Raw genomic sequence first — 21,017 nt, forward strand, 5'->3', positions numbered from 1 at the left:
TGCATGCCCAGCCGCTTCGAGCACCGCGCGAGTCTGCCCGCGCCGGTCGACACCGTCTACTCGACGCTGGTCGACGAAGCCTTCCTGACCGCGCGCCTGAAGGACATCGGGGGTAAGGGCGCCACGCTGCTCGACCACCGGACCAGCGAAGACGGTGCCACGTTCCGCCTCCGCCAGGGCGTCGACGCCAAGCACCTGCCCAGCGTGATCCGCTCGGTCCTGAGCGGCGACCTCCTCGTGGAGCGGGAGGAACGTTGGCACGGCCGCGAGTCGACGGGGAAGGCCACCATCAACGGCGTGCCGGCCGAGATCAAGTCGAGGAGCCGGCTCACCCCCCGCGGTGACGGCACCGAGCTGATGGTCAGCGCCGAGGTGAAGGTCAGCATCCCGCTGATCGGCGGGAAGATCGAGAAGGTGGTCGTCGAGCAGGTCACCAAGCTGCTGGCGGCCGAGGCGGAGTACGTCGAGAAGTGGCTGGCCGAGCGCGCCTGAGGCCGCTCGGCAACCCGACCCGCGGCACCACCAACCCGAACCGGCTCCGGCGCTCCGATCGCTGGGTCGCCGGCACGCACTGGGTCCGCGAACCCCTGCTGGGCGCGGCCGACCCGCTCGTCGTCGACCTCGGGTACGGGGCCACCCCGGTGACGACCGTCGAGCTGGCCCGCCGGCTCGCGTCCGTCCGGCCGGACGTCCGGGTGCTCGGCCTGGAGATCGACCCCGAGCGGGTGGCTCTTGCCGAACCGGCTGCCGACCCGCCGTTCCTTTCGTTCGCCCGTGGCGGTTTCGAGCTGGCCGGGACGCGGCCGGTGCTGGTGCGGGCGTTCAACGTGTTGCGCCAGTACGAGGAGGCCGAGGTCGAGGCGGCCTGGGCGACCATGACCGGCCGCCTCGCGCCCGGCGGCCTGCTCGTCGAGGGCACGTGCGACGAGCTGGGCCGGCGCTGCTGCTGGGTCACCCTCGACGCGACCGGCCCGCGCACGCTCACGCTGGCGTGCCTGCCCTCGGACCTCGAACAGCCCTCCGACCTGGCTGAACGGCTGCCGAAGGTGCTGATCCACCGCAATGTCCCCGGCGAGCGGGTGCACGCCCTGTTCACCGCGCTGGACCGCTGCTGGGCCCGCGCGGCGCCGTTCGCGAACTTCGGTCCACGCGCCCGCTGGACCGAGGCCGTGCGCCTGCTCGCCGTCGACTGGCCGGTGCGGGACCGCCGGCAACGCTGGCGGCTGGGCGAGGTCACCCTCGACTGGGCAGCGGTCACACCCAGCTAGGCAAGGGCTCCGTCGACTGGCGCCAGGCCGACGGGATGCCGTCCTCGCCGACTCGTCCCGCGATGATGCCGCCGACGATCGCGCACACCGTGTCCACGTCCCAGGCGACCGGTGCGACCGCCGTCAGGGCTGCCTCGTAGTCGTCCGGGTGACGCGCGACGGTCCAGAGTGCGAGTGGCACGGTGTCCGGGGCGCTCAGCTTGCGGCCGTCGCCCAGTGCCTCGGCCGCCTCGGCCGGGGTGGCGTCGGGCATCGTGGTGGCGGCGCGGATGCCGTCGTGCACCAGGCCGGGTGGTGTGCGGGCGAGTACCTCCGTGAAGAGCTTGTCGGGCGAGACCGACGCGGCCACCGCCGTCGCGATCGCCCCGGCCACGCCCTCCGGGTGGGTGTGGGTGACGAGGGCGGACGCCTCGGCCTCCTCCGCGGCGCGGGCCGGGTCGCCCGTGAACCACGCGCCCAGCGGCGCGACCCGCATGGCGCCGCCGTTGCCCCAGGAACCGGTGCCGCCAAACGTTTGCGCCGCCAGCGCACGCAGCTTCGCGCCACGCGCGACCTCGCGCATCATCGAGTCGACACCGGCGCCGTAGTTGCGACGAGCGTCGTAGTGCGCGACGAAGCTCGCCGCCAGTGCGTCCGGGTCGAGACGCCCGTGCTGGTCGAGCACGTGGAAGACCGAGCAGGCCATCTCGGTGTCGTCCGTCCAGCGCCAGGGGTTCGCCGTCGCGCGGCCCCGCTTCTCCAGGTCAAGACGCTCACCGAAGGCGTCACCGACCGCCGTGCCGACCAGGCTCGCCCGAGATCTTTCACGCATGGATGGTTAGTAGCACATTCGGTTTGACGTTCACGTTACGTCAACTTCTATCGTGGTTCGCATGGCCTGGTCGATCGCTCAGGTGGCGCGGATGTCCAAGGTGACGTCCCGGACGCTGCGGCACTACGACGAGATCGGGTTGCTGCCGCCGGCTTGGGTCGGCGCCAACGGCTACCGCTACTACGAGCAGGAACAGCTGCTTCGGCTGCAGCAAATCCTGGTCATGCGGGAGCTGGGGCTCGGCCTGGAGGCGATCAAGCAGATCGTGCGGCAGGGCCGCGACCAGGTCGAGGTGTTGAGGATGCACCGCGGATGGCTGCTTGCCGAGCGGGACCGCTTCGCGCGGCTCGCGCGGACCGTCACGCGGACGATCGAGGAGCTGGAAGGAGGTGAAGAAGTGAACGACAAGTCCATGGCGCACTGGTTCGAGGGGTTCGACCCCGCCAAGCAGGAGGAGCTGCAGGAGGAGGCGCGCCAGCGCTGGGGCGCCGAGAAAGTGGACGCCGCGAACGCGCACGTCAAGGGCAAGACGCAGGAGTGGTGGCAGGAGCAGGGCAAGCAGTGGGCCGGCACGCTCACCACGCTCGTCGCGCTGATCGACGCCGGCCACGCGCCGGGCGACGCCGAGGTGCTGGACGTCCTCGACGGCCACTACCAGTGGCTGTCCGGGTTCTGGACGCCGAACCGCGAGTCCTACACCGGTCTCGGCGACACGTACGCCGACGAACCGAGGTTCCGCGCGAACTTCGACCGGACGGACCCGCGACTCGCGGAGTTCCTGCGTGCGGCGATGGCCGCGTACGCACAGGCGCGGCTGTAACCCACAGGAGGAGCTGCAGATCCTCCTGTGAACCCGCGCCGCCACTAGGGTTCGGTACGTGGACTTCGATGTTTACCTCGAACACGTGCGGGAGCAGGCCGCCGCGTTGCGGGCCGCCGCGGTGAAGGCCGGGCCGGGCGCCGATATGCCGACCGCGCCGGGTTGGACGGTGCGGCACCTCGTACGACACATCGCGCGGGTGCATGACTGGGTCCGGCGCTCCTTGGACACGGATCCGGCGGAGGAGAGGCCGGGCAGGGCACAGCCTCCTGAGGACTGGGACGGCACGCTCGCCTTCTGGGACGAGACCCTCGACGGCATGCTCCACGAGCTACGGAAGCGGGGCCCCGCCTCGCCGGCCTGGACCTTCAGCTCCGACAAGACCGTCGGGTTCTGGGCGCGCCGCCAGGCACACGAGACCGCCATCCACCGGCTCGACGCCGAGCACGCCGCACACGGCGACGCCGTCGACCACCTGGTCTTCGACCCCGAGCTCGCGGCGGACGGCATCGACGAGGCACTCACCCTCATGATCGCCCGCAACCCCGTCGAGGTCAGCGGGACAGTGCTCATCCACGCCGCGGACGCAGGGCGGGCGTGGCTGGTCACCTTGACGGCCGGGAAGACCCCGAACATCGGGCGGGCGACGGAGATCGACACGGACGCGTCGCTGGTCGGGACCGCGGACGCGGTCTACCGGGCGATATGGGGACGACCGAGCCACGCCGTCGTCAGCGGCGACAGCGCGCTCGTCGCCGCACTGCGCACCCCCTAGGAAGGCACGCCATGGCCCGCCGTTACGTGATCACTTTCGGCTGCCCGGACCGCATCGGCATCGTGGCGACCATCGCGTCGTTCCTCGCCGACGCAGGCGGCACGATCGTCGAGGCCGCGTACCACACCGACCAGGACACCGGCTGGTTCTTCACGCGCCAGGAGGTGGCCGCCGAGACGCTGCCGTTCGGGCCGGAGGAGATGCGGACCCGGTTCGCGGCCGCCGTCGAGGAGCTGAACGGCGAGTGGCAGATCCTCGACACCGAGGAGCGGCGGCGCGTGGTGGTCCTGGTGTCGAAGGAAGGGCACTGCCTGTACGACTTCCTGGGGCGTGTCGCGTCCGGGGAGCTGGACGTGGACGTGCCGGCCGTCATCGGCAACCACCCCGACCTGGCGAAGATCACCGAGGCACACGGCATCCCGTTCCACCACGTGCCGTTTCCCGCCGACGACAAGGCGGCCGCGTTCGCGCAGGTCGAGAAGCTGGTCGGCGAGGCGGACCCGCACGCGATCGTGCTGGCCCGGTTCATGCAGATCCTGCCGGCGCGGCTGTGCGCGGACTGGACGGGGCGAGCACTGAACATCCACCACAGCTTCCTGCCGTCCTTCGTTGGTGCGAAGCCATATCACCAGGCGTACCGGCGGGGGGTGAAGCTGATCGGGGCGACGTGCCACTACGTCACGGCGGAGCTGGACGAAGGCCCGATCATCGAGCAGGACGTGATCCGCGTCGGCCACGACGACACGATCCAGGACATGGTCCGCAAGGGCCGGGACATCGAGAAGGTCGTGCTCGCGCGTGGGCTGCGCTGGCACCTGGAGAACCGGATCCTGGTGCACGGCAACAAGACCGTGGTGTTCTGATGCTGCCCGTGATCGACCTGCGGGAGGCGGACCTGCCCGCGCGGATCGAGGAGGCGTGCCGCTCGACGGGCTTCTTCTACGTTGCGGGACACGGGGTTTCGCCTAGGCTGCGGTCCGATTTGGACGCCGCGGCCCGCGAGTTCTTCGCACTGCCGGAGAAGGAGAAGCGTGGGATCGAGATGGCCCGCGGCGGCACGGCGTGGCGGGGCTGGTTCCCGGTCGGCGACGAGCTGACGTCCGGGAAGCCGGACCTCAAGGAGGGCCTGTACTTCGGCACGGAGCTGCCGGCCGGGCACCCGCTGCCGCTGCACGGCCCCAACCTGTTTCCCCGCCAGGTGCCGGAGTTGCGGCGGCTGGTGTTGACCTACGTCGACGAGATGACCCGCGTGGCGCAGGAAGTGCTGCGTGGCGTGGCGCTGAGCCTGGGGTTGGCGGCTGACTACTTCTCGGCGGGCTACACCAGCGATCCCACGATCCTGTTCCGGATCTTCCACTATCCGCCGGCGGCCGGTGAAGGCTGGGGCGTCGGCGAACACACCGACTACGGCCTGCTGACGTTGCTGCTGCAGGACGACAACGGTGGCCTGCAGGTGCACACGCCCGACGGGTGGATCGACGCGCCGCCGCTGCCGGACACGTTCGTGTGCAACATCGGCGACATGTTGGAACGGTTGACCAGCGGGTGGTATCGCTCCACGCCGCACCGGGTCCGCAACACGTCGGGCCGGGACCGGTTGTCGTTCCCGTTCTTCTTCGACCCGGACTTCTCGGCCACTGTGCCCCCGCTGCCGGACCGCGCCGCGGTGACCTCGGACGGCCGGCGCCGCTGGGACGGGCAGTCGCCGCTCGCGTTCGAGGGCACGTACGGCGACTACCTGACGGCGAAGGTGGCAAAAGTCTTCCCGCAATTGCATGCGGGATTGCAGCAACCAAAGAACCGGTAGGAGCGTCTATCACCTGGGGGTCCCGAAGCTAACCAACGAGGGCGGGGAGTCTGGGATCAGACTCCCCGCCCGCCCAGTGGTTACCGGCCCATCCCGAGCGTGCTCCGCATCGGCAGCAACCCACTGCTCACGATCGCCATGGTGGCGGGCATGACCAGCTGCGCGAGCCGGCCGACGTCGTCCGCCCCCAGTGCCCGGTAGGCCGGCGCGGCGAGCTCGTCGGTGATCCGTTCGACCTCGTCGCGTCCGGCGTGCCCGGCCTCGGTGGCGGTGCCGTCCTCGGTCAACCAGCCCCGCTCGACGAGCCGCCTCGTCGCGGCCGCCCACTGTTCGTCCGACCAACCGCGGCTCGCGAACACCTCCTCGGGCGCGGCCCCGACCCCCGCGAACGAGACGAGCGACTCGATCGGGTCGAGCCCCGCGGTGAGCAGGGAGGCGACATGGCCGTCACCACGGGCTTCCCGCAGGATCGTGATCGCGTGCCACAGCGCCAGGTGCGGCTCGTCCGGCCAGGGCAGGTTGGTGTTGGCGGCCGCCAGTGGACGGGCGGCGGTGCTGGTGGCGTCCACCAGCTTCCTGGTCAACGCCACGGCTTCCGTGAGGTCCTGGTCGCCGATGAGTTTCTGGAGTGCCTCGCCGACGCCGTCCAGCCGGGCTTCGAGCACCTCGCCGGGCGTCGCGACACGCCACGCCGCCGGGACGTGCTCACGCACCATGGCGGGGTTGAAGCTGTAGAAGGTGGCGGACACCAGTTCGTGGCCGGCCGGTCCGAGCGGCGCGGCCCGCCACGCGAAGTAGCTGGGCCAGCGGGTGGCGGTGTCGTAGCCGAGCTTCTCGGCCCGGGCGAACACCTCGGGCGCGTAGTACAGGATCGCGTGGACGGGCTCCAGCAACTTCCACATCTGCCGAACCATGCTCAGCTCGACGGTCATGTCCAACCTCCAGTCTTGTCACTGACAAGATAGCGCCGGAAGTTACCACTGACAAGATTGATTCGGATTGTTGAACTCAGGGGTCAGTTGTGTTGGACACGCGGGTCCGCACGGTTGGACACGCGAGTTTTAGCGGGCTAGGGCCTCTACTACTTCGGCGTTGGGGAGCAGTGCCAGTGTTGGGCCCGGGATGAGGAGTTTGCTCGCGCGGATGCCGCTTCCGATGACCAGTTCCGGGGCCGCGGCAACGGCCGGGTCGATCAGCAGGGGCCAGTCGGCGGGCAGGCCGAGCGGGGTGATCCCGCCGTACGCCATACCGGTGAGCTCGACGGCCGTGTCCATCGGGGCGAAGGACGCCTTGCGGACGTCCAGCCTGCGTCGGACCACGCCGTTGACGTCCGCGCGGGTCGTGGCGAGCACCAGGCACGCCGCGAACCGTTCCTCGCCAGCGCGTTTGCCAGCGACCACCACGCAGTTGGCCGAGGCCTCCAGTGGCGAGCCGTAGGTCTCGCAGAACGCGGCAGTGTCGGCCAGGTCGGGATCGATCGCCGCGACGCCGACGTCAGCCGGGTCCGGCAGCGCGGGCAGGGCCTTCGCGACGGGGTCGGCCAACAACTCGGGGTGGTCGACGGCTCGCAGAACGGTGAGGGACCCGGCGATGCTCCAGCTCACCATCGGTTCCCGCGCTGTACCTCGATCAGCCGAGGACGCACGTCGACGATGTAGACGAGTGCGGCGACCAGGCCCGCGATCCAGAACATCCAGCCGATGCCGGAGAGCCAGAACAGAACCAGGGCCGCGGTGCCACCCGCGGTGATGCCGAGCCAGGCGGGTTTGGTGAGGCGGTCAATGGCCGTGTACGCGTCCGGACGTTGCATCAGTGCGTGGAAGAACGCGTAGAGCCCCACGGGCACTCCGCACCACTTGATGATCTCGAGTATCGCGAGAGCTGCTGCCGGCACTTCGCCAGCCTACGTGCGGACCCGCCGTCGTGACCAGCGGACTACGCAAATCCCCCAGCGCCTGGGAGGGCGCCGGGGGATGTGACCTGCGGTGTTACTTGGTGGTCGGCTTCGCCGTGCCGTTGGTCTTCCGCGTGGTCGACGCGGTGCCCGGGGCGGCCTTACGCGGGGCCGTGCGGGTCGTGGCCTTACGTGTGGCGCTCGCCACCTCGCCGCCGGCCTCCTCGACCGCCAGCGCGGTGTCCTCGGCGGCCTTCTCGACGACGTCGGCGGCCTTCTCGCCCGCGACGCGGGTGCGGCGGGTCACCTTCGAGAGGACCTCCTCGGCCAGCTCGCGAGCGTCGCCGGCCACGTCGCCGACCCGCTCCTGCAGGGTGGCGATGGCTTCCTCGACCTGGTCGATGGCCTTGCTGACCTGCGGCGACGACTTCAGCTTCGTCAGCGCGTCCTCGCCCTGGTCGGCCAGCTTGTGGTACAGCTTCTGCGCGGCGTCGGTGTACTCGTCGACGAGCTTGCGCAGCTCGGCCGGGTCGACCTTCTCGCGCAGGCCGGTCAGGTCCGTGGGCACCGAGCCCTCGTTGACCTTGGTGCGGGCCTTGTTCACGGCGTCGATGACGGCGTGCGTGGCCAGGTCACCGGCGCCGAGCGCGGCGAGCAGCGGCGTGCGGACGCTCTCCGCGGCCGTGTTGAGCACCGCGACGGCCTGCTCACGGGCCTTCCGGACGTCTTCAGTGGTCGGCAGTGCGGGCATTTCTTTCACTCCTTGTTATCGGGCTCTTGGGTGGTGGTGGCGTTCTCGCGGCGGAAGGACTCGTACACGTCGAGCAGCACCTGCTTCTGACGTTCGGTGAGCGTCGCGTCCGCGCGCACCGCATCCACCACTGGTCCGCCCTGCGGCAGGTCGAGAATCCCGGCCTGTACGTAGAGCGCCTCCGCCGAGATCCGCAGACCCTTGGCGATCTGCTGCAGGATCTCCGCGCTCGGCTTGCGCAGGCCCCGCTCGATCTGGCTGAGGTAGGGGTTGGACACGCCGGCGAGCTTCGAGAGCTGGCGCAACGAGATCTTCGCGTTGTTGCGCTGCAGCTTGATGTACTCGCCGATGTCCCGCCCGAGGTCGGCGACCTTGTCGATCGGGTTCTCGTTCACCGGGTCACCTCCTCGTGACGTCTTCGACGGTACGCCGGAGTGCTAGCAGTTGCAAGCAGTCTGCTTGCACTCGTGGCGCACGTCGCAAGTAGGACTGCATCTGGCCTACATGCGCTCTACCGTCATTCGCATGAGCGAAGTCAACGAGAACCAACCCCTGGGTACCCCGACGTGGCTGGACCTGCACGTGCCGGACGTCACCGCGGCGAAGGACTACTACGGCCGGGTGTTCGGCTGGAAGTTCGACGAGAACGAACTGGGCACGATGTGCTTGCTGCGTGGCCTCCCCGTGGCGGGGATCCGGCCGGGCGACGCGAAGGCGTGGCGGGTGCACCTGGCCACCGACGACTGCGAAGCCACGGCCAAGGCCGTCCTCGCCGCGGGCGGGACGGTGGTCGAGGAACCGCACGACGTCGGCGAGCTGGGGCGTACCGCCCTGGTGGTGGACACCGTCGGCGCGGTGTTCGGGCTGTGGCAGGGCCGCGCGTTTCCCGGCTGCCGGTTGGTGAACGAGCCGGACACGTTGGTGCGCAACGACCTTCTCACGGCGTCCGCCGCGCGAGCCCGTGAGTTCTACCCGGCGGTCTTCGGGTTCACGCTCGACGGCAACCCGGACCTGCCTGACTTCGACTTCACGTTCCTGCGCCGCCCGGACGGGCACGAGGTCGGCGGCATCATGGGCCTGCCGGGCGCGCCGTCGGTGTGGAACACCACGTTCGAGGTGGCGGACACCGACGCGACACTGGCGAGGACGGACAGCGACGTGACGCCGGAGGACACGCCCTACGGCAGGTCAGCGACCTTCCGCGACCCGTTCGGCGTCGAGTTGTCGATCATCGCGCGGCCGTAGGCGGGCCCGCACCCATTTCTCGATCATCTCCGCGGTCTCGTCGACCGTGCGGGTGGTCGTGTCGAGCAGGGTCATCGGGGGGTCCGTCGTCGCGGTGCGGACCCATTCGGCGAACTCGAGCATCTCGTCGACCCTGGCCTCGTCCCAGCCACGCCAGGCCGGGCGCGAGAGCAGCCGTGCCCGCAGCACGGCGTCGTCGCAGGTCAGGGCCAGGTAGTGGATGGGGTCGAACAGCACGCGTTCCGGCCACGGCTCGAACTGTGGCGGCGCGACCGTGCCGCACAGCACGACAGGGCGGCCGGACTGCTGGATGCTCGCCGCCAACCGCAGCCAGGTCTGCCGGAACGCGGCCGAGTCACCCGACGGGTCCCGCAGCGCGCCGACCCACAGCAGGTCCTGCTCGACCACGACACAGGAGTCGGCGAGACGGTCGACCAGCACCCTGCCGACCGTCGACTTGCCCGTCCCGCTCGGCCCGGTGACCGCGAACAGCGGGAGGCGCCGGTACGGCTCGCGGTGTCCACATGCGACACACACGAGCACCGTGCCGGCGCCGTCGGTCTCCGCCCGCGGTTCATCGGTCCAGCGTCCGCAACCCGCGCAGATCATCGGGTTCATGGACGGTCGGTCAGTCGAACAGTCCCTCCAGGAAGCTCTTGCGGCGGCGATGTCCGTGCCCGCCGTGGTAGCCACGGGGCGAGTCGGAGTAGCCGCCTTGGTAACCCTTCGGCGAGTCGCGGTAGCCACGCGGGGAGTCGCCGTAGCGCACCCCCGGGGGCGGCGGCGCCGCGTATCCGCCCCCACCCCCGCCCTGGTACGGCGGCGGCGGTGCGGCGGCAGCGGAGTACCGCTGCTCGGCGGACAGAATGGTCTCCAGCTCGCCGCGGTCGAGGAAGATCCCACGGCAGCCGTCGCACTGGTCGATGTGGATGCCTTGGCGGTCCACGGTGCGCATCGTGTTCTGACACTTCGGGCAAATCACACGGCCAACATTAGCCAGAGAACATGTGACACGCCCACACGTGGCCTGAGACCACACTGAGAACGTGCGTGATATGTCCGTTTGCCACATGGTTCAGGGCATTCTCGATACCTAACGTTTTCTCACATGAACAGTGGTCCTGATCACACCCGCTCCCTGCCTCGCATCGTCGCCGCCAGCCTGATCGGCACCACGGTGGAGTGGTACGACTTCTTCCTCTACTCCTCGGCCGCCGCGCTGGTGTTCAACAAGCTGTTCTTCCCGACGGCCGACCCGCTGACCGGGACGCTGCTCGCGTTCACCACCTACGCCATCGGCTTCCTCGCGCGGCCGATCGGCGGGCTCGTGTTCGGGCACTTCGGCGACAGGGTCGGCCGCAAGAAGCTGCTCGTGCTCAGCCTGCTGTTGATGGGTGGCGCCACGTTCGCCATGGGCCTGCTGCCGACGTACGCCACGATCGGGGTGGGCGCGCCGATCCTGCTCACGCTGCTGCGGCTGGTGCAGGGCTTCGCGCTCGGCGGCGAGTGGGGTGGGGCGGTCCTCATCGTGTCCGAGCACGGCGACCCGGCCCGGCGTGGGTTCTGGGCGTCGTGGCCGCAGTGCGGTGCGCCGGGCGGGAACCTGCTGGCCACCGCGGTGCTGGCGGTGCTCGCGGCCGTGCAGACCGACGCGGCGTTCCTGTCGTGGGGCTGGCGGATCCCGTTCCTGCTGTCCGCGGTGCTCGTGGTGATCGGGCTGTGGATCCGGCTGGCGGTCTCCGAGTCGCCGGTGTTCCTCGCGGCCCAGCGCGAAGGAGCGCCGGAGAAGGCGCCGATCGTGCAGGTCTTCAGGGACGGCTGGCGGCAGGTGCTGATCGCGATGGGCGCGCGGATGGGCGAGAACGTGTCGTACTACGTGATCACCGCGTTCATCCTGGTGTACATCACGGAGTCGCTGGGGCTCACGAAGTCCGTCGGGCTGAACGCGGTGCTCATCGGGTCGGCCGTGCACTTCGCGACCATTCCGCTGTGGGGCATGCTGTCCGACAAGGTCGGCCGGCGCGGGGTGTACCTGTTCGGCGCCGTCGGCATGGCCGTGTGGGGTTTCGTGTTCTTCGCGTTGCTGGACACCCGCTCGTTCGCGGTGATCGCGCTGGCCACGACGGTCGGGCTGGTGCTGCACGGTGCGATGTACGGCCCGCAGGCGGCGTTCTTCTCCGAGCTGTTCGGCACGCGGGTGCGGTACTCGGGCGCGTCGGTCGGCTACCAGCTGGCGTCGATCCTCGCCGGCGCGGTGGCCCCGCTGATCGCCGTGGCACTGCTCGACGCGTGGGGCTCGACCGTGCCGGTCTCGCTGTACCTGCTGGCGATGTGTCTGCTCACCGTGGTCGCGGTGCTGTCGGCGCGGGAGACGAGGGGCAGCTCGCTGGAACCGACCGCACCTGCTGCGTCCGAGGAACTTCAAGTGACACGATGACCAGCGTGGATGCCGCCGTCACCGATGCCGTGCGCCGGCTGCTGGATCTGCTCGCGGCCGACGCGAACAGCGAGCAGCTGGCGCACGTGCCGGTGGACGGGCTGTCCGACACCGAACGCGCGGAGCTGGCCAGGGCGACCGAGGTGGCCCTGCGGATCCGGCACACGCTGACCGAACACCGCCGCCGCGAGGCCGAGCTGCGCGCGCTGTTCGACACGGCGAGCGACCTGGCGAAGCTGCGGGACCTCGACGCGGTGCTGCGCTCGATCGTGCACCGGGCACGGATGCTGCTGCGTGCGGACCTGTCGTACCTGAGCCTGAACGACGAGGCGGCGGGCACGACGTACATGCGAGTCACCGAGGGTTCGGTGTCCCCGTCGCTGCCGCAGCTGCGCATCGGTCACGGCGAGGGACTTGGCGGGCTCGTGGCGCAGACCGCCCACCCGTACGCGAGTGCCGACTACCTGTCCGACTCGCGCTTCGCCCACACCCCGGGCATCGACGAGGCGGTGACGGCGGAGCGGATGGTGGGCATCCTCGGTGTGCCGCTGATGCTGGGCAGCAAGGTGATCGGCGTGCTGTTCGCCGCGGACCGCCAGCGGCGGGAGTTCACCGCGGAAGAGGTCGCGCTGCTGTCGTCGCTGGCCGACCACGCCGCGGTCGCGATCGACAACGCGCAGTTGCTGGAGAAGACCCGCCACGCGAACGAGACCATGCGCCGCGCGGAGGAGACCCACGACCGGCTGATGGAACTGGTCCTCCGCGGCGGGGACGTCTCGGACGTGGCGGCGGAGGTGGCCGCGTTCCTCGGCGGCGGCATCGTGTTCTTCGACGCGACGGGCGCGCAGCTGGCACGGGCCGGTACCGAGGCCGTCGTCGGAACCAGCAACGCGGCCACCCGGTCCGGGTTCGCGGGCGCCGCCGTGACGTGGCCGGAGGAGGCGGTCTCGCAGTCACGGGCGGCGGGACGGGCCGTACGGGTCGGCGAGCGGTGGGTGTGCGCCGTGCTCGCGGGCCCGGAGGTGCTGGGCAGCCTGGTGTTGACCGGCCGCGCGTCCCTGGACGACGCCGACCGACGCCTGTTCGAGCGCTCGGGGGTGGTCGCGGCGCTCCTGTTACTGCTGCGCCGCTCGGTCGCGAAGGCCGAGGACGAGGTGCGCGGCGAGCTGCTCACGGACCTTCTCACCGCGCCGACCCGCAACCCCACCGCACTGCTCGCGCGTGGCCGCCGCCTTGGCATCGACCTCGCCGCGCCCCACGCGGTGCTGATCGCCCATGTCGACGGCGTACCCCGCAGGCGACTGGCGATGGCGTGCGGCCGGTACGCCACGCTCGTCGGTCTGCATGCCGAGCAGGTGGTGTTGCTGGTCGCGGACGGCGACCCGGCCGCACTGGCCGCCCGGCTCGCCCCCGCGCTGAGCACGGCGGTCGAAGCACAGGTGACCGTCGGCGCGTCCGGCCCCGCCGCCGGCCCGGCCGCACTGGCCGCCGCGTTCGACGAGGCGCGCCGGTGCGTACGTTCGTTGCTGGCACTGGGCCGCGCGGGCCGCGGCGCCACACTCGCCGACCTCGGTTTCGTCGGCCAACTGATCGGCGACACGACGGACCTGGCCGGCTACGTACGCGCCACACTGGGCCCGGTACTGGCCTACGACGAGCGACGCGGCACGGATCTGCTGGCGACACTGCGGGCGTACTTCGAGTGCGGCACCAACCTGACCCGCGCCAAGGACGTGCTGCACGTCCACGTGAACACCGTGGTGCAGCGCTTGGATCGAATCGGCTCACTGCTGGGCGCCGACTGGCAGACGCCCGCGCGTGCGCTGGAAATCCAGATCGCGCTGCGATTACATCAGTTAAGTGCTCATTAGTTGAGCACTTTGCCCTGGATGCTGAGGGCATGGAACTGGTTGTCGCGAACACAGTCGCCGAGTGGCGGGCGTGGCTGGCCCGGAACTGCCGGTCGGCCACCGAGGCCTGGCTGGTCATCCAACACAAGCACAGCGGAAAACCGAGCTCGCGCGTCCACGAGGCGGTCGAGCAGGCGCTGTGCTTCGGCTGGATCGACGGCCTACACCGCAAGCGGGACGCCGACAGTTCACAGCTGCGCTTCACTCCGCGTCGTCCGAGCAGCACATGGAGCGCGCTGAACCGAGAACGCGCCACGCGACTGACCACGCTGGGCCTGATGACCCCGGCCGGCCAGGCCATGATCGACCTGGCCAAGGCGACGGGCCGCTGGGAGGTGCCCGTACCCGAGGACATCCGTGCGCTGCTTGAGGAACAACCGTCCTTCCACCGACTCCCGCCCTCCAGGAAGCGCCTGACGCTGGAATGGATCGCCACGGCCAAACGCCCGGAAACCCGCCAACGCCGCCTGGAAGCGGCCCTTCAGGGCGGCGGCCCACTCTGAAGGATGCTGGTGCCCACGCCTCGACGGTGCGCGGAGAACGGCCCGGTCGGCGCTTCACGGCCATGCGATGAAGGACGCTCACGCCCAGCGCGAGGAAGGGAGCCTTCACCACGCAGTCACCGCGACCAGCGCCAATGTCCGCGGGGCGGCGAGCCTGTCCGCCGACGGCACGTGAGCAAAGCGGAGCGGCGCTTCGCCCGCTGTACGGGCAGGCGCTGCGCGCCCGACCAGTAAGCCCAGCGCGCTGCGACGGCGTGTTTGCGCCGCGGACGATCGAGACATCCCGCATGACCCGAAGGACACCTTCAGGACGCTCAACGTCCCGAGGGGCACCTTCAGGACATCGCCCGCGCAAGCCAAGCCTCGTCCGGGCATCCTGAAGGGGCCCTGGGACGTTCAGCGCCCCCAAGGGCACCCTCGGGACATCGACCATCAGCGGGCGACGGACTCAAGCGCCCGCAGGCGGCCAGGCGCGGTGTTCGCGGCACGCGGAAGCGGACCCGACGAGGCCGCGCCCCGCACAAGAAAGGGCCCAGCCGCACGATCATCCGAGGTCGAGCGTCTCAACGCGCCACAGCCCTCGGCCCGGTCACAAAGCACCCAACAGCGACACCAAAGCCGAAAATTTGCCGCGGCCCAGTAGAGAATCCCAGCCCCCACCCGATCCCGGGGGCGTCCCGCCGTGCCAGTCTACCGGTAGGGGGTGACGGGCTGGGGGATGTCGATCTTGGTTGTGGATAACCACGGCGGCTGTGGATAACTGGGGTTTACAGCGTCGCGCGTGGCTGGCGGTGTCGGTGGGGTGCCGTAGCGTGGTGCCGGGGGCCGGAGGCCGTGGCTGGGGAGTGTTGTGGTTCCGCTCTTGGTGGCGTTGGGGATCGACAATGTCGGGTCCGGGCTCTTTCTGCCGTTGACGCTGGTCTACGCGACTCGGGTGGTTGGGTTGCCGCTGGCCGTGGCTGGTGTGACCGTGACCGTGGGGACCGTTGTCGGGTTGCTTGTGCCGCCTCTGGCTGGGCGTCTTGTCGATCGGGTCGGGCCGAGGCCTGTGGTGATCGCTTCGCAGGTGGTCCAGGCGTTGGGGGCGTTGGTCTACTCGGTCGCCGGTGGGGTGGTCTCTGTCGCGGTGGCGGTGTGTCTGCTTGCCGCTGGGCAGCAGCTTTTCTACAGCTCGCTGTTCGCGTTGATCTCGGATGTTGTTGGGGCGCGCCAGAAAGACCGGCCGTTCGCGGTGGTGGCGATGGTGCGGTCCGCGTGTTTCGGGGTCGGGGCGCTTGTCGCGGCTTGGCTGTTGACCGTTGGTGCGTTGCGGTTCGCCGTGGTGCTGAACGCGGTGAGTTTTCTCTTGTGTGCCGTGTTGCTGGCGGGATGGGTGCGGGCGCCGCACGTGCCGGCCGCGGACGCGGGGAAAGGGCGGCTGTCGCGGCGGTTTCTCGTGCTGATCCTGTTGACCGGGTTGGTGGCGCTCGGGATCGACTTCTTTCTCGTCGGGCTCCCGGTCTTCGTGCTCGGTCTCGGGTCGCCGTCGTGGCTGCCGGGTGTGATCCTGGGGCTGCACACGGCCATGACCAGCATCGGCGGCACGCTCGCGGTGCGCATGACCGACCGCTTCCTCCGCACCACGACCCTCGCCGTCGGCGGCTGGTTGCTGGTGCTGTGGTGTGCGTTGTGCCTCGCGGCCGTGTGGGCGCCCGCTGGGTGGCGGACCGTTTGGCTGCTCGGCGCGACGCTCGTCCTCGCCGTCAGCTCGCTGTTCTTCGGGGCGCGGGTGAACGCGCTCGCGGTCGAGCTGGCGCCGGCGGCCACGCGCGGGCGTCATCTCGCGGCGTTCCAGTACGCGTTCACCGTGCCGGTCGTCGTGGCGCCGGCCGTGGTCGCCTTGTTCGCGGCGGGTGTGTGGGTGCCATGGCTCGTCGTCGCCTTGTGTGCTGGTGCGGGAGCCCTTGCATTTCAGTGGTTTGGCGCCCGGCTGCCCGACGAGGCGGTCAACCCAGCCAGTGTTCCAGTTCGATGACCGCCTTCTGGAACTCCGGAGCCATGGGGACGAGCCGGTCCGGGTAGACGTCGACCAGACCGTCCGCGTGCGTGCCGTTCTCGATGCGGTGGTAGCGGTGCAGGCGCTTGTTTTGAACCATGGCCGCGTACACGTCCCCCGACTGACTGATCGGGAGCAGCGTGTCCAGCGTGCCCTGCAAGGTAATCAGCGGTTTGCCGATGCGGCCGGTCAGCGCGATGCGGCTCACCGCCCGTTTCACCTCCGGCGGGCGGGACGCGTAGTCGTAGTCCGCGTCGCAGTTCGGGGTGCCGCTGGCGCAGTACGGGATGCCGGCCTCCAGCGCGCCGTCGAACGTGGGGTCGAACTCCTCGCGGTAGATGCGTTGGGTCAGGTCCCAGTAGACCTGGTTGTGGTACGGCCACAGGAACTCCGAGCCCGGCGGGTAGCCCGCGGCCAGTATGCGGTCGTGCGCGGCCTGGTCGCCTGCCGCGTATGCCGGGTAGTTCCGCAGTGCGGTCGGCAGGAACGTGAACAGGTTCGGACCGTCCGCCCGCCACAGCGTCCCTTCCCAGTCGACGCCACCGTCGAACAGCCACGGGTTGTTCTCCAACTGCCAGCGCACCAGGTAGCCGCCGTTGGAGATGCCGGCGGCGATCGTGCGGGCCGGGAGGCGGCCATAGCGTTGCGCCACAACGGCTTTCGCGGCGATCGTCAGCTGAGTGACGCGTCGATGCCACTCGGCGACGGCGTCGCCCGGGCGGCGGCCGTCACGGTAGAACGTCAGGCCGGTGTTGCCCTTGTCGGTCGCCGCGAACGCGTATCCCTTGGACAGCACGAAGTCCGAGATCGCGCGGTCGTTCGCGTACTGTCGCCGGTTGCCGGGCGAGCCGGACACCACGAGGCCGCCGTTCCACCGGTCGGGCAACCGCAGCACGAACTGGGCGTCATGTTGCCAGCCGTGGTTGGCGTTCGTGGTGGAGGTGTCCGGGAAGTATCCGTCGATCTGGATTCCCGGCACACCAACGAGTTGCGGCAGTCCCGCATGGGTGAGCCCGGCCCAGTCGGCGGCGACGGTGTGTCCTGATGCGACAGTTCCGGCGGTCGTCAGCTCGTCCAGGCACGACACGACCTGCCGCTCGGCCATCGGCACATGCGGGCTGACGCAGACGGAGCCATCCGCCACGGCCGTCGCGGGGGTGACCGTGGCGACGAACGCCAGCAGGGCGGCACGTACGAACATGTCGGCGACCGTACGAGGTCCCACCCGCGCGTGAACATCCATGGCGGCAACACAGTTCGCGTGCCGCATATGTGCCGGACAACGGGCTTGACAAGACACCCTCGGACCTTACACTCTTTCACTACTTAATTAGTGAAAGGGTGTAAGGTGGCGCGAAGGCGACTCGGGCTGACACTGCCCGCGATCCTGCTGTTCAGCGTTCTGGTGGCCCCCGCTGCGACCGGCGAACCGTCGGTGCCGGCGAGTGGGCAGGGACCTCCCCAATGGCATCGATGTGCGCCGGACCAGCCGGAGAACTTCGAGTGCGCGACGGTGCGGGTGCCGTTGGACTACGCACGCCCGGGCGGCAGGTGGATCGACATCGCGATTTCCCGTGTGAAGGCCGAGCCGGGCACACGTCGCGGGGTGCTGCTGATGAACCCGGGCGGGCCCGGCAGCCCGGGCCTGACCATGCCGTTGACCAAGCAGCTGCCGAAAGAAGTGTCCGAACGGTACGACCTGATCGGCTTCGACCCGCGGGGAATCGGAGCGAGCACACCGGTCACGTGCGGCCTCGGCGAGTCGCGTGGCTGGTCACCGATCCAGTTCGACAGGGCGAAGTTCGACGAGCATGTCGCGCAGACAAAGGAGATCGCGAACAAGTGCTGGGCCACCCAGTCGGATCTCCTGCCCTACATCACCACTCGCAACACCGCACGCGACATGAACGTCATCCGTCAGGTGCTGGGCGAGCGGAAGATCTCCTACTACGGCGTCTCCTACGGCACCTACCTGGGCGCGGTCTACACGCAGATGTTCCCTCGCCAGTCCGACCGGATCGTGTTGGACAGCAACGTGGATCCGGAGCGCACATGGCGTGGCATGGTGCGACTCTGGGCGGTCATCGCGGAACGGGCGTTCGACATTTTCGCCGGCTGGGCCGTGGAACGCGACGAGACCTACGGGCTGGGCACCACCGTTCCCGAGGTGCGGGAGACGTTCAGGACTCTGCTGAACGAACTCGACCGCCAGCCGGTGACCGTCGACGGCCAGACCTACGACGGGAACCGGGTGCGGCTGTTCGCGCGGGGCATCGGGCAGCACGAGGAGAGAAACATCGCGCTCGCCGAACTGCTGCGGAAACTACTGGCCGCGGAAGTAGCGACGGCCTCGGCCCCGTCGCTGCCGACGCCACCCATGAGCTGGTCACCCCCGGACAACCGCGTCGCCGCGTTGCTCGGCGTCATGTGCGGGGACGCGCGGTGGCCGACCGACGTCGACCAGTACCTGCGGGACGCCATCCGGGACACCCAGCGCTATCCCATGATGGGCGGGCAGACCTCGAACATCGCCCCGTGCGCCTTCTGGCCGGACCCGAGGGAGCCACGCACCGAGATCCGCGACAACCGGGCCGAGAGCGTGCTTCTCGTGCAGAGTTCGCACGACACGCAGACCCCGGTCGAGGGCGCGATGAACCTGCGCGAACTGCTGAACGACAACTCCCGGCTGGCGCTGATCGAAGGATCCTGGCGACATGGCGCGTACCCGGGCAACTGCGCCGACGACACGGTCACTCGCTACCTTGTGCACGGCGAACTGCCCTCGCAGAACGTGACCTGCCGTTCAACGCTTCCGTACATTTAGGTCAGCCGCTCGAGGATGAACGAGCGGATGGTGTCCGGGTCGGCGTCCAGTGCCACGTCCACCAGGCGCCCCGGATCCTGGTGTACGCCTCCTCGGCGGTCGGCGAGGGTCGCGCCGCTTGACGGGCCGTCCGAGCAGTCCACCTCCAGTCGCAGGGGTGTCGTCCGCAGCAGTCCTGGCTGGATCACCTCCGCTACCGCCAGGGCGTCGTGCATGACGAAGTCGTCGCGGCCGAAGAACTCCGCGTACCAGGCGCGGTAGTGCGGGGTGATGGCGGCGAGTGCGGAGCCGACCGGGCCCGACCGGGCGAGCCGGTTCAGCCAGTCGTCACCGACCGAGCAGCGCATGGTGACGTCGAGCGGGACCAGGGTGGTCGGAACGTCCTCCTCGACCAGCACGCGTCGCGCCGCCTCGGGGTCCACCCAGATGTTGAACTCCGCGGCGGTGGTGATGTTGCCGCCCGCGATCCCGCCACCCATGATCACCAGTCGTTCGATCTTCTGGCGCACGCTCGGGTACGCGGCGAGCAGCAGCGCCACGTTGGTCAGCGGACCGATCGCGACGATGGTCACCGGCTCGTCGGACGCGGTGAGCACGTCGACCATGAGCTGGACGGCACCGCGGGGGTCGGGCTGGGCGGACGGCTCCGGGAGCACCGCGGCGGCACCCCCGAGTCCGTCCACCCCGTGCGCGGTGTCGCCACGGACCGGGCGGGAGAACGGTCGATGCGCGCCGGCCGCGACCGGGACGTCCGGGCGGTCGCAGAGTGCGAGCACGCCGAGTGCGTTGCGGGTCGTGAGGTCGAGGCCGATGTTCCCGGCGACGGTGGTCACCGCGAGCAGGTCGATGCCGGGCTCACGTGCCGCGAGGGCGATGGCGAAGGCGTCGTCGACTCCCGGATCGGTGTCGATGATGAGACGGGTCACGCTCCTCCGATCGGATCAGGGTCACAGCTACACAGTTCGAATCCTGAATGTAGTGCCGGCCGACCTGGGCCGCGAACCGGGTTTTTCTTAGCGTGTAAGCATGTTTCGACTGGTCATCGTTGCCCTGTTGACACTCGTGACGCCCGATTTCGGGACCAATCCAGGCAATCTGGCGATGTATCGCCACGTGCCGGCCGGGCTCCCGGCGGACAGACCGGTTGTCGTGGCACTGCACGGCTGCACACAGAACGCGAACGGGTACGGCACGGGCGCGGGCTGGATCGAACTGGCCGACCGCCTCAGGTTCACGGTTGTGCTGCCGGAACAGAAGACCGCCAACAACGTCAGCAGGTGCTTCAACTGGTTCGAGCGCGGCGACACGACCCGCGGCCAGGGCGAGGCGGAGTCGATCGCGCAGATGGTGCGGCAGACGCTGGCCGACACCGGCGCCGACCCGTCGCGGGTGTACGTCACGGGCCTGTCTGCGGGCGGCGCGATGACCGCGGTGATGCTGGCGACCTACCCGGAACTGTTCGCGGGCGGCGGGGTCGTCGCCGGCGTCGCGTACCGGTGCGCGGCAAGCATGATCGACGCGTTCTCATGCATGAACCCGGGCAGGAACCTGTCCCCCGCGGCACACGGTGACGCGGTCCGCGCCGCGTCACCCCACACCGGTCCATGGCCGACGGTCAGCGTCTGGCAGGGCAGCGCCGACCACACGGTGGCGCCGGCCAACGCGACGGAACTGGTCGAACAGTGGACGAACGTCCACGGTGTCCCCGCGACCCCGACCAGGACCGACACGGTGGCCGGGTATCCGCACGCGGTGTACGAGGCCGGCGGCCGGTCCGTGGTCGAGACGTACACGATCACCGGTATGGGACACGGACAACCGGTGGATCCCGGTGCTGGCACCGGTCAGTGCGGCCAGGCGGGCGCATACCTGCTGGACGTGAACATCTGCGCCGCCTGGCACATGGCGTCGGCGTGGCACCTGGCCGACTGACCGGA

General features: G+C 69.7%; 23 protein-coding genes. 13 read left to right on the forward strand and 10 right to left on the reverse strand.

Annotated elements, in window-relative coordinates; translation table 11 throughout:
* The first annotated feature begins 3 nt into the window (after positions 1-3).
* Together VF106_RS30275 and VF106_RS30280 are read left to right on the forward strand one after the other, a co-directional pair.
* Entirely contained in the window at positions 4-492 is a 489-nt protein-coding gene (locus tag VF106_RS30275; RefSeq protein ID WP_330843281.1) for a DUF2505 domain-containing protein, read from the forward strand.
* Positions 471-1,268 (forward strand): class I SAM-dependent methyltransferase, encoded by a 798-nt coding sequence (locus tag VF106_RS30280; protein WP_330843282.1) that lies wholly within the window; start codon positions 471-473, stop codon positions 1,266-1,268. The genes VF106_RS30275 and VF106_RS30280 overlap by 22 nt, the downstream gene beginning before the upstream one ends.
* Here the strand turns inward: VF106_RS30280 and VF106_RS30285 are convergent.
* A complete protein-coding gene (locus VF106_RS30285; protein ID WP_330843283.1) occupies positions 1,255-2,079 on the reverse strand; it encodes an ADP-ribosylglycohydrolase family protein in 825 nt (274 codons plus the stop codon). The genes VF106_RS30280 and VF106_RS30285 overlap by 14 nt on opposite strands.
* A 61-nt stretch (positions 2,080-2,140) precedes the next feature.
* Here VF106_RS30285 and VF106_RS30290 point away from each other — a divergent pair, with 61 nt between their 5' ends.
* Genes VF106_RS30290 through VF106_RS30305 form a run of 4 tightly spaced genes read left to right on the forward strand, consistent with a single transcriptional unit; the run spans position 2,141 to position 5,481 of the window.
* Positions 2,141-2,899, forward strand: coding sequence for a MerR family transcriptional regulator (locus VF106_RS30290; RefSeq protein ID WP_330843284.1), 759 nt, complete (start codon positions 2,141-2,143; stop codon positions 2,897-2,899).
* A gap of 58 nt (positions 2,900-2,957) precedes the next feature.
* On the forward strand, positions 2,958-3,674 hold the full coding sequence (locus tag VF106_RS30295) for a maleylpyruvate isomerase N-terminal domain-containing protein (RefSeq protein ID WP_330843285.1): 717 nt from the start codon (positions 2,958-2,960) through the stop codon (positions 3,672-3,674).
* An 11-nt stretch (positions 3,675-3,685) separates the two neighbouring features.
* The gene (gene purU, locus VF106_RS30300; RefSeq protein WP_330843286.1) at positions 3,686-4,537 is read left to right on the forward strand and encodes a formyltetrahydrofolate deformylase; all 852 of its coding nucleotides are present in this window, start codon (positions 3,686-3,688) and stop codon (positions 4,535-4,537) included.
* Positions 4,537-5,481 (forward strand): isopenicillin N synthase family dioxygenase, encoded by a 945-nt coding sequence (locus tag VF106_RS30305; RefSeq protein WP_330843287.1) that lies wholly within the window; start codon positions 4,537-4,539, stop codon positions 5,479-5,481. The genes purU and VF106_RS30305 overlap by 1 nt, the downstream gene beginning before the upstream one ends.
* 80 nt (positions 5,482-5,561) lie before the next feature.
* On the opposite strand, the gene VF106_RS30310 is transcribed toward VF106_RS30305, so the two are convergent.
* The 5 genes from VF106_RS30310 to VF106_RS30330 all read right to left on the reverse strand — a co-directional run bounded on the left by VF106_RS30310 (position 5,562) and on the right by VF106_RS30330 (position 8,521).
* Positions 5,562-6,413 carry an SCO6745 family protein gene (locus VF106_RS30310; RefSeq protein ID WP_330843288.1) on the reverse strand — a complete coding sequence of 284 codons (852 nt, stop codon included), beginning with the start codon at positions 6,411-6,413 and terminating at the stop codon, positions 5,562-5,564.
* A gap of 129 nt (positions 6,414-6,542) precedes the next feature.
* The gene (locus VF106_RS30315; RefSeq protein WP_330843289.1) at positions 6,543-7,088 is read right to left on the reverse strand and encodes a YbaK/EbsC family protein; all 546 of its coding nucleotides are present in this window, start codon (positions 7,086-7,088) and stop codon (positions 6,543-6,545) included.
* Positions 7,082-7,375, reverse strand: a complete 294-nt coding sequence (locus VF106_RS30320) for a DUF2516 family protein (protein ID WP_330843290.1) — start codon at positions 7,373-7,375, stop codon at positions 7,082-7,084. The genes VF106_RS30315 and VF106_RS30320 overlap by 7 nt, the downstream gene beginning before the upstream one ends.
* 94 nt (positions 7,376-7,469) lie before the next feature.
* Complete coding sequence (locus VF106_RS30325; RefSeq protein WP_330843291.1) at positions 7,470-8,126, reverse strand: hypothetical protein; 657 nt, start codon at positions 8,124-8,126, stop codon at positions 7,470-7,472.
* A 5-nt stretch (positions 8,127-8,131) separates the two neighbouring features.
* Positions 8,132-8,521, reverse strand: a complete 390-nt coding sequence (locus VF106_RS30330) for a helix-turn-helix domain-containing protein (protein WP_330843292.1) — start codon at positions 8,519-8,521, stop codon at positions 8,132-8,134.
* Between the two features lie 130 nt (positions 8,522-8,651).
* Here VF106_RS30330 and VF106_RS30335 point away from each other — a divergent pair, with 130 nt between their 5' ends.
* On the forward strand, positions 8,652-9,371 hold the full coding sequence (locus VF106_RS30335) for a VOC family protein (RefSeq protein WP_330843293.1): 720 nt from the start codon (positions 8,652-8,654) through the stop codon (positions 9,369-9,371).
* On the opposite strand, the gene VF106_RS30340 is transcribed toward VF106_RS30335, so the two are convergent.
* Positions 9,315-9,980 (reverse strand): P-loop nucleotide/nucleoside kinase family protein, encoded by a 666-nt coding sequence (locus tag VF106_RS30340; protein WP_330843423.1) that lies wholly within the window; start codon positions 9,978-9,980, stop codon positions 9,315-9,317. The genes VF106_RS30335 and VF106_RS30340 overlap by 57 nt on opposite strands.
* Positions 9,981-9,999: 19 nt before the next feature.
* The gene (locus VF106_RS30345; RefSeq protein WP_330843294.1) at positions 10,000-10,353 is read right to left on the reverse strand and encodes a TFIIB-type zinc ribbon-containing protein; all 354 of its coding nucleotides are present in this window, start codon (positions 10,351-10,353) and stop codon (positions 10,000-10,002) included.
* Between the two features lie 126 nt (positions 10,354-10,479).
* Here VF106_RS30345 and VF106_RS30350 point away from each other — a divergent pair, with 126 nt between their 5' ends.
* The 4 genes from VF106_RS30350 to VF106_RS30365 all read left to right on the forward strand — a co-directional run bounded on the left by VF106_RS30350 (position 10,480) and on the right by VF106_RS30365 (position 16,235).
* A complete protein-coding gene (locus tag VF106_RS30350; protein WP_330843295.1) occupies positions 10,480-11,808 on the forward strand; it encodes an MFS transporter in 1,329 nt (442 codons plus the stop codon).
* Positions 11,805-13,679, forward strand: a complete 1,875-nt coding sequence (locus VF106_RS30355; RefSeq protein WP_330843296.1) for a helix-turn-helix domain-containing protein — start codon at positions 11,805-11,807, stop codon at positions 13,677-13,679. Before VF106_RS30350 ends, VF106_RS30355 begins: the two co-directional genes overlap by 4 nt.
* Before the next feature lie 29 nt (positions 13,680-13,708).
* On the forward strand, positions 13,709-14,221 hold the full coding sequence (locus VF106_RS30360; protein ID WP_330843297.1) for a YdeI/OmpD-associated family protein: 513 nt from the start codon (positions 13,709-13,711) through the stop codon (positions 14,219-14,221).
* A gap of 865 nt (positions 14,222-15,086) precedes the next feature.
* Complete coding sequence (locus VF106_RS30365; RefSeq protein WP_330843424.1) at positions 15,087-16,235, forward strand: MFS transporter; 1,149 nt, start codon at positions 15,087-15,089, stop codon at positions 16,233-16,235.
* On the opposite strand, the gene VF106_RS30370 is transcribed toward VF106_RS30365, so the two are convergent.
* The gene (locus VF106_RS30370; RefSeq protein WP_414639097.1) at positions 16,207-17,457 is read right to left on the reverse strand and encodes a 3-hydroxybutyrate oligomer hydrolase family protein; all 1,251 of its coding nucleotides are present in this window, start codon (positions 17,455-17,457) and stop codon (positions 16,207-16,209) included. The genes VF106_RS30365 and VF106_RS30370 overlap by 29 nt on opposite strands.
* A 147-nt stretch (positions 17,458-17,604) precedes the next feature.
* Here VF106_RS30370 and VF106_RS30375 point away from each other — a divergent pair, with 147 nt between their 5' ends.
* Positions 17,605-19,080 carry an alpha/beta fold hydrolase gene (locus VF106_RS30375; RefSeq protein ID WP_330843298.1) on the forward strand — a complete coding sequence of 492 codons (1,476 nt, stop codon included), beginning with the start codon at positions 17,605-17,607 and terminating at the stop codon, positions 19,078-19,080.
* On the opposite strand, the gene VF106_RS30380 is transcribed toward VF106_RS30375, so the two are convergent.
* Complete coding sequence (locus tag VF106_RS30380) at positions 19,077-20,006, reverse strand: nucleoside hydrolase (RefSeq protein ID WP_330843299.1); 930 nt, start codon at positions 20,004-20,006, stop codon at positions 19,077-19,079. The two genes, VF106_RS30375 and VF106_RS30380, sit on opposite strands and share 4 nt — an antisense overlap.
* A 100-nt stretch (positions 20,007-20,106) precedes the next feature.
* On the opposite strand from VF106_RS30380, the gene VF106_RS30385 reads away from it, so the two are divergent.
* Positions 20,107-21,012 carry an extracellular catalytic domain type 1 short-chain-length polyhydroxyalkanoate depolymerase gene (locus tag VF106_RS30385; protein WP_330843300.1) on the forward strand — a complete coding sequence of 302 codons (906 nt, stop codon included), beginning with the start codon at positions 20,107-20,109 and terminating at the stop codon, positions 21,010-21,012.
* Positions 21,013-21,017 lie beyond the last annotated feature (5 nt).

The sequence above is a fragment of the Actinophytocola sp. genome (assembly GCF_036378875.1).
In the GTDB taxonomy this organism is placed as follows: Bacteria; Actinomycetota; Actinomycetes; order Mycobacteriales; family Pseudonocardiaceae; genus Actinophytocola.